We start from the raw sequence: 12659 nt of genomic DNA, 5'->3' as shown, positions 1-12659 counted from the left end.
GGATTGAGATGGAAAGGGGTACACCGTTAATTGATATTGGTGTGAACTTGATGCACCGTTCGTTTCATGCGGATCGGGAACAGGTGGTAGAGAGAGCCGCGGCTGTAGGGATTTCACCACTGATTATTACCGGGACCAGTGTCCGCAGCAGTCGGGAGGCTTCTCAGTATGCAGCACGTTATCCGGGCAAGCTGTATGCGACAGCTGGCGTACACCCCCATGATGCCAAAGAATGCAGCGCAGATACGATTCAGCAACTCCGCCAACTTGCGGGTCAGCCGCAGGTTGTATCCATAGGGGAATGCGGACTGGACTATAACCGTGATTTTTCGCCACGTGATGTGCAGCGACGATGGTTTGCGGAGCAAATCCAACTGGCGGGTGAGCTGAAAATGCCGTTATTTCTGCATGAACGAGATGCACATGAGGACTTTGCCGCTATGCTTCGGGAGTATCAAGGGCTTGTCGATAAAGCGGTAGTGCATTGTTTTACCGGCACGGAACAGGAATTGCATACGTATGTAGAAATGGGACTGTATATCGGGATCACCGGCTGGATTTGCGACGAACGGCGTGGCAAACATCTGCGTGAACTGGTCAGAGATATTCCCTTGGACCGTCTGATGATTGAAACGGATGCTCCATTTTTGACCCCGCGTAATCTACCCGTGAAGCCCAAAGAGGGGCGTAATGAGCCGATGTATCTCGCTCATATTGCTGCTACGGTAGCCGAATGTACAGGTCGAAGTATGATGGAGATTGAAATCGCGACGACGGAGACGGCCAGACGTTTCTTCGGATTATAGGATTGTCAAAGCCATAGATGTGGTATATATTATAGTGAATTAAAAAGCATTGTCGGGAGCTTGAGAAAGTCAGGCTGAGAGGGTGGCCCTTGCCACTGACCGTGAAATCTGATCTGGGTAATGCCAGCGTAGAGAAACCAAGAACACTATACAGGAATGCCGCTTGTTTTGCGGTTGTCGATAGATTCAATGTATGTCCTAGCATTTTGCTTTGACCTTGGCTTTGGCTTGGTATCAGTGTAATAGCTTAGACTACTGGTTATATAAGGCATATCGACGAATGATGTTTTGTATGGTGCTTCACCTTTTACTGCGCATAAAGCTTGCCTGGAGATTCAGCTCCAGACAAGCTTTTTTTTATGGCCAAGAGGCCAATTATAGGAAAAAGGGGAGCACGCAATAATGAATACTACTGTAAGAGCGTCCAAAGGGTTGAAGCTGACTGATATTTTGGTCACGATTGTGATATCTGTTGTGTTCGGTTTGGTCTATAAAATATGGGGGCCTGCCTATGATTTGATGAAACCATTGGGTCTACACGCCGAGCAACTGATGTATGGCATGTGGTTTATGGCAGGTACGTTTGCTTATCTCATCATTCGCAAGCCGGGTGTTGCGATTTTGGCAGAGGTGGCAGCGGCAACGGTCAGTGCTTTTTTGGGAAGCGAATGGGGCATGTCCACCTTGTACTATGGCCTGCTGCAAGGCTTGGGGGCAGAGCTGTTTTTTGCGGCTTTTCTGTATCGGAACGCAAATCTGTGGGTTGCTTCGCTAGCTGCGGCTGGGGCGGCTGTCACTTCTCTGATTTTAGACTTCAGCTACGGGTATATTGATCAGCTATCGACTTGGAACTATGTTTTGTATATTGGATTTCGGATGATTGGCAGTATTGTGATTGCCGGGGTATTCGCGTTCTATCTGGCTAAGGCATTGGAGGTAACGGGAGTTACACGAAGTTTGAGACCTGCAACGGAACAAGATTATAAGGGGCTGGATTGATGAGCCGGGCAACCGAAGATGTGGTGGCTTCGATCACCCGTCTACGGTTGAAATTCCCCGGTGAGCAAGAGCTGCTTTTTCACAATATGTCTTTGTCTGTCCACAAGGGGGAAAAGCTGCTGCTACTGGGACCGAGTGGATGCGGTAAATCAACGCTGCTCCAAGTGTTAAGCGGTCTGATTCCACGCACGATAGAAGTGCCTATGAAATGCGATGCTGCTGTAATCCCAAGTGTCTCAGGTATTGTATTTCAAGATCCTGATACGCAGTTTTGTATGTCATATGCAGACGAGGAACTGGCTTTTGTGTTGGAAAATAATCAGGTTCCCCGGGAACAGATGCAATCCCGTATTCGCGAGCTGCTGATACAGGTTGGTCTATCGACGGATGATATACATATGCCCATTGGCAACATGTCACAGGGAATGAAGCAGCGTTTGGCGATTGCGTCTGTGCTGGCTATGGAGCCAGAAGTGCTTTTTCTGGATGAGCCGACGGCTTTGTTGGACGAGGAAGGCACTACACAGGTGTGGGATACCATTCGCAACATTTCGGTAGACCAGACACTGGTGATCGTGGAGCATAAAATTAATGAAATTGTCCATGATGTGGATCGGATTGTGGTGCTTTCTGCTCAAGGGGAGATCATTGCGGATGGAAGGGCAGAAGAAGTATTTCATGTGCATCGGCAGGCATTGTCTGAGTACGGCGTGTGGTATCCGGCAGTATGGAATGAATCGTCTTCGCCACGTTGGAGTGAATCAGTGACACAGCAGAATGGTACGGGGATTGATTTGCTGGAGCTGGAACATTTTAGCGGCCTCCGTAGTTTAAGTTCAGTGATTTATGTGGAGCATGCGCAGGTGAAGCCTGGCGACTGGATTGGCGTGGTCGGTGAAAACGGGGCTGGCAAAAGCTCGCTGCTGCTCTCCATGATGCGCTTACTTCGCACACAGGGACGTTATAGCATGCGCGGAATTGAGGCAGGCAGTACGGAACAACTGGCAGAGCGTATCGGGTTCGCGTTTCAAAATCCCGAGCTGCAATTCGTAGCGCATACCGTACGAAAGGAACTAGAGTATTCGTTACCCAAGAGCTTGTTCACCGTTGAACAGTGCCGGGAACGGGTCGATCGGATGCTCGTACAGTTCGGACTGGAGCGGCTGGACGAGCGTCATCCGTATCAGCTTTCATTGGGCCAAAAAAGGCGGTTGAGTATTGCTACGGCTATGATCCGTGAGCCGGAGGTGCTGCTGCTGGATGAACCGACTTTTGGGCAGGATGCGCGTAATACCTTTGTCATGCTGGATATGTTGGAGCAGCTGAGAGCGGCAGGCACGGCCATTGTGATGGTCACGCATGACCCGGAAATTGTCCGTCGATATTGTACCGATATATGGCGGATTCAGAGAGGGGAACTACAGTATGAACCTGTCCTTTCCCCATCATAAAACATGGCTGCATCGCGTGAATCCGGGCTTAAAGCTCGTTATGTTTTCCATACTGTTTGTGGTCGTTATAGTCATTCATGATCCGAATGTCATGTTTAATGTTGCGTGTGCTATGCTGCTGCTGCTTGTCTGGTCAGGCCATCCATGGAAGAGGCTGCTGCTGTACGGATCTCCCTTTATATTGGTGTTTATTTCAACTTCAACGGGCATGATGATGTTCGGCAAAGGGGTGACGACCTGGTGGACATGGGGCTTGATCCATGTGACGCAGGAAAGCTTTTACCGAGGCATGCATCTGGGCTTTCGTGCGCTGAGTATGGCTGCGGTAGGGTTGCTGTTTGGTTTAACGACTCGTCCGGTGGACCTTTTTTATTCACTGATGCAGCAATGGAGGCTCCCTCCGAAGTATGCGTATAGCTTTTTGGCAGCCATGCGGTTATTGCCCATGATGGTGGAGGAATTCCAGTCATTGAGACAAGCTCATCGCATTCGAGGCTTGCATCAGCATGTGTCCAAATGGAATATGTATGCCACACTCCGCAGATATGCGATTCCGCTGCTCGCTCAAAGTATCCGGCGTGCACAGCGAATTGCTATTGCCATGGAAGCCAAGGGTTTTGCTAATGAAACCAAGAGAACGTATTATTATGCGATTGGCTATTCGGCTGTAGATATTGTATTCATATTCTATTTTGTCATAATGCTTACGCTGGCTTGGGGACTCGGTATCTGCTTTCCTTATGTGGGGGTGTGGGATGTACGTTAATTGTTGTCAAAAGGCTTTGCCCGTTTTCTGCTCTGTGGTATATTAATGCAATGGGAATTGACGGCTCGTACAGACCCGCCTGGGCTGGCGGGCTTATTACATTTTCCCTGAGAAATGGATCATCAGGAGGCCAAGTTTCATGATTACGCTGCATCAGGTAAGCAAGCATTATACCACCTCAAGCGGCCAATTTCATGCGGTTCAATCCGTGTCCCTTCAAGTGGAGGAGGGGGAAATCCACGGTATTATAGGTGCCAGCGGTGCCGGTAAGTCTACCTTGCTCCGGTTGATGAATGTATTGGAAAGGCCGGATGAGGGAAACGTGGTTGTAAACGGGGAAGATCTGACTCGCATGCCGGAAAAACGTCTCCGAGAAGCGCGGCGATCCATAGGGATGATTTTTCAGCATTATCATCTTGTTCACAATCGGACGGTCAGTGGAAATGTGGCAATGCCGTTAGAACTGGCAGGTGTCGCGAAAAAAGAGAGAGCGGAACGTGTGCGCGAATGCCTGCAATTCGTCGGTTTAGCTGATAAAGCAGAACAGTATCCGGCACAACTGAGCGGAGGCCAAAAGCAACGTGTGGCGATAGCCAGAGCGCTGGCGAATCGACCTGCGGTGCTGCTGTGTGATGAGCCGACCTCGGCGCTTGATCCGCAGACGACCGCGGATATTTTGGGCGTGTTACGGGAGATCAACCGTGAACTGGGAGTTACCATTGTAATCGTAACGCACGATATGGATGTGGTACGCAATATTTGTACCCGTGTATCAGAAATGCGAGATGGGCAGCTACTTTCAACGCAGCGTGTAGCTGACACTGCGGTAGGTTCAACAGCGGGAGCAGGTGAAGCTGATGAATGAAATGCTGAGCATCATTGCGCAATATCAGTCTGAGATATGGAAAGCCATCGGAGAGACGTTTATCATGGTGGGGATTTCTATCGCAGCAGCTGTACTGTTAGGGCTTCCGGCAGGAACGATTTTGTATTTGTGTGGTAAAGGGCAAAAATATGAAAATCGACTGCTGTTCACCCTATTGAACAGTGTGGTCAATGTTATCCGCTCATTCCCGTTTTTGCTGCTCGTCGTGTTTATGATTCCATTTACACGTCTGGTCGTAGGGACGGCGCTGGGCACGATGGCTGCAACGGTTCCCTTGTCAGTGGTGGCCATCGCCTATTATTCGAGGCTGGTGGAGCAATCATTGCTCGAGGTGCCCAAGGGTGTAATTGAAGCCGCTACTTCTATGGGGGCATCCACCCTCCAGCTTATTTTTAAATTTCTGTACGTGGAGGCTCGTTCCGGGCTTGTACTGGGTTTGACCACGTCCACCATTAGCTTCATCTCCTACTCCACGGTGATGGGCATTGTGGGCGGCGGCGGGGTAGGCGATTTTGCCATCCGCTACGGTTACCAGCGTTTTGAAACAGGCTTGATGGCGTTCACCATCGTTGTCATGATTATTTTCGTACAAACGATCCAGTTCACCGGAAGCACCATATCCCGCCGGATCGACAAGCGGTAAGGTGGAATTGTAACTTTCACTATACTTGCACAACTCACTATGGGAAATAAAAATGACTTTACAGTACCTCAAAAGCGGAGCGAAGAATTTGAATCTGAAGAAGCGTTAGCGTTCGCCTTTGAAATGGGATTCTAACCTATACATCACTTTACAAATCAGAGAGAATCCCGTTTCAACAGCGATCGTAAGGTCAAATCATTCGCGAAGCGGCTGCGGCTCCCACTGTAACTCATTTTTTATCTTCCTAATCACAATTTACTTGGAGGTTCCTCATCAAATGAGTCGGAAAAACAACATGAAAACGAACTTGAAATTACTTACACTATTTGCTGTCGTTATGCTACTGGTTGCCGGATGCGGTGGTCAAAAGCAGGCTGCTCCAGAAACACAGTCTAAAGAAGCAAATTCCCAAAAAGAAGTGACCTTGAAAGTAGCAACGCTAATCCCACCGATGACAGATGTGCTGGATATCGTGAAGCCGCTGCTTAAACAGGACGGAGTCAATCTGGAAATCGTCGTGCTTTCAGACAATATCCAACCGAACAACGCATTGGCAAGCCGGGAAGTAGATGCTAACTTCTTTCAGCATGCTCCTTTTATGCAACAATATAATGAAAGCAACAAGTCTGATTTGGTGGCGATAAAACCTATTTACAACGCCATTTACGGCGCGTACTCCAAAAAATACAAGAACGTTAAAGACCTGCCGGAAGGTGCGACTATTGCCATTGCCAATGACCCGGCCAATACTGGACGTTCTTTAGTAATGATGGAGCAAAACGGTTTGATCAAGCTTAAAGAAGGCGTAGGCTATAATGCTACACAGGCTGATATTATTGAAAATAAGAAAAAATTTGTGTTTAAAGAAGTGGATTTGTTGATGCTAGCGCGGTCACTGGATGATGTGGACATGGCTACCATGTATCCCGCATATGCCAAGCCGCTCGGTCTGACACCGAAGAAGGACGCGCTGATTACCGAAAAAGACGATACGCACTTTGCCATTAATCTGGTAGCGCGTAAGGATAATGCAGATTCCGATGCTATTCAAAAGCTGGCAAAGCGAATGACTGGACCGGAAGTACGTAAATTTTTTGAGGACAATTACAAGGATAGCGTTGTTCCAGCATTTTAAATAAATAAGTATGTTGAAACATCGTTTTATGATGAAATACGACCTGTATAATGGAAGGAAGTCTGTGAAGAGCAGATGGTCTCCCTTGTGCAGGTCTTTTTTTCATCCTTAATATGGAAAGGAATTATCGAAAACAGGGTATAAAGTCTTATTTTTTAAGGTTTTAGGGTGTTGCACCGCTGCGAATTTTGGTCATAAAGGGCGATGGAGTAATGATAAGGAACATATTAAAATAAAAATACGAACAAACATTCGTTTTCGATTTCGTTAACGGTGTTTTTATATGGGTCAAAAAATTCAGCTGACAACGGGCCAAAAGCGTGAATAAAAAGGAAGGGGAACGACATGAAGCTGTTTGTAACTGTAAAAAGTTTGGGAAAGCGCAAGCCCGCACTCGCACGACAGGAAATAGAGCTGAGTCCTGCTCCAGAAACATTGCGAGATTTGATTACTGCAACCGTTGCTCTGAATGTTCAAAAGCTGCGGGAAAAGCAGGAGAGTGTCGCGCTGATTCCGTTTCTTACGGGAGAAGAAGTTCAGGCACAAGGCGAGATAGGCAAAGTAGGATTCGGTTCTATATATAATGATGGTGTCCCGGATATTAAGGATGCCGTGAACACGGCGATGCAGGCATTTGAAGATGGTTTATACAGAGTTTTTGTGTGTGACGAGGAAACTATTGAACTCGATGCTCCTTTGTCACTTAAGGATGGGAATGAGATTGTATTTATACGCTTCACAATGCTGGCTGGAGGCCTATGGTAGAGGGGGAAACGAAACATGCATCAAGAGAACAATGAGCAAGAATATTTCACCACACTGAAGGAGCGCGCGGCGCAACTGGATGGACCACAACAGGAGTTGGCTCAGTATGTTGTGGAACTAGGTAAGCTTCATTACATACAGGAGAACGAGGAGCCATTTAACGAATGTCAGCGAATATTAAAAGAACGGGCGACAGAAAGCGGAGAACCGCTGTTTAAGCCACTCACAGAGGTATTACATGCTCTAATTGGACAAACAGCGGGCGATGTATTCGCACATCTAACGGAGCATGTGACTGAATATCCATACAGCACAGGGTATGCGCGCAAACCGTTTCGCACTTCGGATATTACGGCCCATACTTCCCGGGTTTATAAAAGAATGGTGCAGTTGATCCGAATGGACTGTATCGGGTTCTCCGTAATGGATTATTTAACAAAAAAGGATTATGAACCAGGCAGAGATTACCGGATTCAGGAAACGATTGGTAACTGGATTGCTTATGAGCTGGATCACGGTAATTCACAGGTGCTTGAGGCGTTAAAAGCTATTATTTATGGGGATAATCAGGCGGCGTTACTTACGCGCAATATGATTAAAGGCATGCTCCTGAGTCATCAGGAGGAGAATTATCGCATGATCGGCGAGCTCTTGGCAGCCGCCAAACTCCAGGAGGGATTGCGCCAAAGCATCGTGGAACAAATGGATGAAGGGACCCCGGAGGCTCTAATATATCTGTTGAAGGTAATCATCGACCAAGGCTTCATTCGTTACAGTTCGGTGGTGCGGGCGCTTGCAGTATGGACGGGCATGGGCTTGGAATCCGCCAATCAGCGGGTCGTTCGCCAACTGATCGAGCAGGCATATGAAGCATTGACTCGTAGTGAACTGCGCCAGGAATGGCTGATCAGCTCAAATGCTAATGAAGTTTATATGAGTTTGTGGGCTACGGCAGTACATGAGGAACGTGATTTGTATGGACAGGTTCGAAAACTCATGGAGCAAGGAGCAACCTACCAGAAGATCGTAGCACTGTATGTACTGTCTAACAGTGACAACAAGGATGTGCGCCTCGGAATTGCGAGAGAATATCTGGATGAAACGGACCAAGAGCTTCAATATTGGATACTGACGAACTATACAAGCAATTATTTTTATGAATGGGTAGAAGGCGGGACGGTCGCGGATCGGATCGTTAAAGTGGTGCGTACTCCTTTGCTGGAGAGCAAAGAGGAGCGGCGTAAGGATTTTGAACGACTTCATAACCTGTTTGTACATATGAAAAAGGGTGAGTCCACCGAGCCCTCCAAGGTGCTGGATTTTGTTAATCTGTATCACCGCTCAGATGCACCTATTCAAAAAATGCTGTATCTCGCTGGTTATGATATGGATGCTTCCTGGATTGGGGAAATCATAGCCTTAAAGGAACAGATTAGCCCTAATCTGCGTGGCGAACTGTTGAACCATTTTGTGCAAAAACCTGAGGATGCGGTACAACGTGATTTTATTTTTTCCAGTTTGTCTGACAAAAGTATGAGTATCCGTGAGTTCGCTGTGGCCAAGGCACGTAAGCTGACGCTGTCGGAACCAGAAATGCAACAAATGGAAGCCTTATTAAAGCTCAAGACGGGATCATTGCGCCAAAGTGTCATTGGTGTGCTGCTCTCACAATCGGAAGAGCCGCTCGCTGGCTCATTGGAACGCTTGCTGCGTGCTAAGGCGGAGCTGCAACGATTGGGTGGACTGGAAGTATTGACGAAGATATATGCAGACCCGGATCGTGCCGAACAGTATGAAAGCCTGCGGACTTTGGCGGATATCATTCAGCAACCTACAGCCAAAGAGGAGCAACTGCTGTCCAAGCTGGGACAGGAGGATGCTTTTACAGGGGCTAATGGTTTTGGACTGTACGATCCGAATGTCAAGGAAGCTTGGTTGGAAGAGAAAGTTGATCTGGGTGATTTTCGATTGGCCGATGTTTTTGTTAGTCCATTGGAGAAGCTCAAGCAGTTCTTGAGTGGACTAGACGAGCTTGTTCATCATCATCGTGATGTGGAATATACTGCGGAGTATTATTCGGGCTACAAAGATACATTGCTTATTGGGACGAACCTTCGCCCTCTACAGCTGGTTCAGATCGATGAAGAAGTAGATTCCAGACTGTCTTTATATCCTCTCTATGAGGAGTGGGACCGTTATTTGCAGGAAAGCGGCATGGAAGCGCGTGAACTGCTGGAGCTTGTTTTTTATGACCGATTAGAGCCTATGGACCGAACGCTGGATCGCTATTATCGATACTTTTCTTTTAACATGGACTATTCAGAACAAAGCAAGCACAAGCTGCTGGAAGGATGGCGTAAAGATTTCGCTGAGCAAATGTATCCGTTGGATCGCATTAACGAGGTACAGAAGTGGATGGCAGAACTGACCTATTCCGATCAGGTAAGCACATTAGTTAATGCTTATTTTATGGACACATCCGGTGACCAAACATTTGACGTAATTGACCTTGCTTTAAATTCACTAATGCAAGGCATGCCTAAGGACAGACCTGAAGAGGATATGGGAATGGTCCATCTATTGTCTGGCCCGTGGGTGGCACTGGAGAAGGGGCAGGTCCATGATGATGAGTCCTCTAAGCGCTTTTTCCATACCTTTGTGAACTACGCAGAACTGCCAGGAGCGGAAAATCGTTTTTATTCTCCGCTGGATCTGGAGGATTACTTCAAAGCATACGAAAAAGGGTTGATTGGTGTAGGTGAAGTGTATCGGGAGCTGCTGGCTGGTAGTGAAAGCAGAAGACATATGAGTTCCTTAACCAATGCCCGCAATACATGGATTTCTAGCAAACCAGAATTTTTGGAGATACGTCGTACGGTTATTGATCGACTGCTAGAGGTTGAATTGGTTCGAGGCGATTTGCCTACCGAGGCTACGCCAAAGGTTATGGGCTTGAGCCAATTTGAAGGTATGGATTATTTCATCCGTATTCTGGAGGGTCTCGACAAGGAAACGTTTGTGCGTGGTTATGTGTACGGCTACGGTGATCGTATTACCAAAAAGGAATCGTTCAGCCACTTGCTCAAGGCATGTTATCCGAGTGATGGCGAGGATGCCACGTTGCTCAAGGAAAAGCTGAAGAACACTAAAATTACGGATAAACGTCTGCTGGAGGCGGCTATGTATGCCCCGCAGTGGATTGAGATTGTAGCAGACTTTCTCGGTTGGGAAGGGCTTCGCAGTGCGGCATGGTATTTCCATGCGCATATCAATGAAGGTTTTTCGGCCGAGAAGGAAACGATTGTAGCTCATTACTCGCCGATTGCTCCACAAGATTTTAATGATGGTGCCTTCGATATTCACTGGTTTCATGAGGCCTATGAGACGTTGGGCGAGGAACGTTTTGACCTGCTGTACGATTGTGCCAAGTATATTTCGGCTGGAGCCAATCATCGTCGATCCCAGTTGTTTGCAGATGCGACGCTGGGTAAGCTCAAACGGAGTGAAATGGAAAAATCAGTGGAGGACAAGCGAAACAAAGACCATTTGCTGACCTACAGTCTGATTCCACTTGCTCAGCCGCCTGAACCAGATATACGCGAACGTTATGATTTTATCCAGAGGTTTCTGGAACAAAGCAAAAAATTCGGGGCACAGCGTAAGGCCAGTGAGGCACTCGTTTCACGGATTGCGCTCGGGAATTTGGCACGTAACGCAGGCTATGATGACGTAACCCGTCTCGTATGGGATATGGAAGCTCGTAAGCTGGATGATCTTCGGTCTTATTTTGAGCCACATGCTTTGGACGAGGCTACAACGGTGCAGCTCGTCATTGATACTGAAGGAGCGGCAGATATTGAAATTGTCAGCAAAGGCAAGACGCTGAAATCCATTCCGGCTCGTTTCAAGAAGGATGAGTATGTTACGTCGCTGAAGGAGCTTAAAGGAGATCTAGTGGATCAGTACCGCAGAGCTCGCAAAGAATTGGAACGCTCTATGGAGTCTGGTACGACCTTTATGGTGAAGGAATTGAGAGGATTGCTGGGTAATCCTGTGCTTGCTCCGTTGGTGCGGACACTGGTGTTCAAGGCTGATGATCACCTCGGATATTTTAATGAGGAAACGTTGGTATTGACGGCTCCTTTTGCTGAACAGCATACTATAGGAGAAGAGGATAAGCTGATTATTGCTCATCCCCTTCATTTGTTCGAAAGTGGTTGTTGGAGCGACTTCCAGAAGGACTTATTCGACCGCCAGATACGCCAGCCATTTAAGCAGGTGTTCCGTGAGCTGTACTTGCTGAATGCTGATGAACGTGCAAATGCGACCGTTTCCCGTCGATATGCAGGACACCAGGTACAGCCGAATAAAACGGTATCCCTATTGAAAGGTCGCCAATGGACAGTCAGCTATGAGGACGGACTTCAGAAGGTGTACTATGCTGAGAATCTGATTGCGAACCTGTATGCTATGGCGGACTGGTTCTCACCAGCGGATACCGAGGCTCCTACACTGGAGACAGTGCAGTTCTTTGATCGGACAACGTATAAGAGCGTACCGTTGAACGAAGTTCCTCCTGTTCTGTTCTCCGAAGTTATGCGGGACGTGGATCTGGTCGTCAGTGTTGCCCATGTAGGTGGCGTTGATCCAGAGGCCAGTCTGACGACCATTGAAATGCGTAGGGTTATTGTGCAGGAATCACTTCGCCTGCTGAAAATTAGCAATGTACGCTTGGATGGGAATTATGCACGTGTAGATGGGACTCTTGGCGAATATGCTGTGCATCTGGGAAGCGGGGGTGTCTACAAGCAAGCGAAGGGAGCACTGCATATTATCCCGGTGCATTCGCAGCATCGTGGACGCATCTTCCTGCCGTTTCTGGACGAGGACCCAAGAACAGCTGAGATTCTATCCAAAGTTGTGTTGTTGGCCGAGGATCAGAAGATCAAGGACCCGCAAATTCTTACACAGCTTCAAGCGTAGAATAGAATTCTGATATATATAGATTCATAATTAACTCGACGTTCGCACCTAAACAATGATTTCGCATCCTCGACTGTGTAGGTGGAAACTTAGTTTAGTTGCGGAGGTTGAGTTATTTAATATTGAGCGTTTATCGAGCACGAATAAGGAGATATGGGGAATATTTTAGGTTCTGTGGTTTGATGGGAATCTAACAGTATAACAATTGACGATCATAGGAGAGCA

The 12659-nt window shown here is 47.6% G+C and carries 9 protein-coding genes and 1 riboswitch; all 9 genes read left to right on the top strand.

Annotated elements, in window-relative coordinates; translation table 11 throughout:
• Positions 1-8: 8 nt before the first annotated feature.
• On the top strand, positions 9-806 hold the full coding sequence (locus tag G9G54_RS20655; protein WP_165179429.1) for a TatD family hydrolase: 798 nt from the start codon (positions 9-11) through the stop codon (positions 804-806).
• Positions 807-849: 43 nt separating this feature from the next.
• Positions 850-959, top strand: a riboswitch (TPP riboswitch).
• A 249-nt stretch (positions 960-1208) separates the two neighbouring features.
• The gene (locus G9G54_RS20650) at positions 1209-1805 is read left to right on the top strand and encodes an ECF transporter S component (RefSeq protein WP_165179428.1); all 597 of its coding nucleotides are present in this window, start codon (positions 1209-1211) and stop codon (positions 1803-1805) included.
• On the top strand, positions 1805-3256 hold the full coding sequence (locus G9G54_RS20645) for an ABC transporter ATP-binding protein (RefSeq protein ID WP_165179427.1): 1452 nt from the start codon (positions 1805-1807) through the stop codon (positions 3254-3256). Before G9G54_RS20650 ends, G9G54_RS20645 begins: the two co-directional genes overlap by 1 nt.
• Complete coding sequence (locus tag G9G54_RS20640; RefSeq protein ID WP_165179426.1) at positions 3231-4022, top strand: energy-coupling factor transporter transmembrane component T family protein; 792 nt, start codon at positions 3231-3233, stop codon at positions 4020-4022. The genes G9G54_RS20645 and G9G54_RS20640 overlap by 26 nt, the downstream gene beginning before the upstream one ends.
• A gap of 139 nt (positions 4023-4161) precedes the next feature.
• Positions 4162-4887: a methionine ABC transporter ATP-binding protein gene (locus G9G54_RS20635; RefSeq protein ID WP_013308946.1), complete on the top strand. Its 726-nt coding sequence runs from the start codon at positions 4162-4164 to the stop codon at positions 4885-4887.
• Entirely contained in the window at positions 4880-5551 is a 672-nt protein-coding gene (locus tag G9G54_RS20630) for a methionine ABC transporter permease (protein WP_013308947.1), read from the top strand. Before G9G54_RS20635 ends, G9G54_RS20630 begins: the two co-directional genes overlap by 8 nt.
• Before the next feature lie 277 nt (positions 5552-5828).
• A complete protein-coding gene (locus G9G54_RS20625; protein WP_165179425.1) occupies positions 5829-6686 on the top strand; it encodes a MetQ/NlpA family ABC transporter substrate-binding protein in 858 nt (285 codons plus the stop codon).
• Positions 6687-7031: 345 nt separating this feature from the next.
• Positions 7032-7451 (top strand): hypothetical protein, encoded by a 420-nt coding sequence (locus tag G9G54_RS20620; RefSeq protein WP_061830603.1) that lies wholly within the window; start codon positions 7032-7034, stop codon positions 7449-7451.
• Positions 7452-7466: 15 nt separating this feature from the next.
• The gene (locus G9G54_RS20615) at positions 7467-12434 is read left to right on the top strand and encodes a DUF4132 domain-containing protein (protein ID WP_165179424.1); all 4968 of its coding nucleotides are present in this window, start codon (positions 7467-7469) and stop codon (positions 12432-12434) included.
• The last annotated feature ends 225 nt before the right edge of the window (positions 12435-12659 follow it).

Source organism: Paenibacillus sp. EKM212P (assembly GCF_011066115.1).
GTDB lineage: Bacteria > Bacillota > Bacilli > Paenibacillales > Paenibacillaceae > Paenibacillus > Paenibacillus polymyxa_B.
Note: the sequence above shows the minus strand (reverse complement) of the source record. Positions and strands in the feature narration are given on the sequence as shown.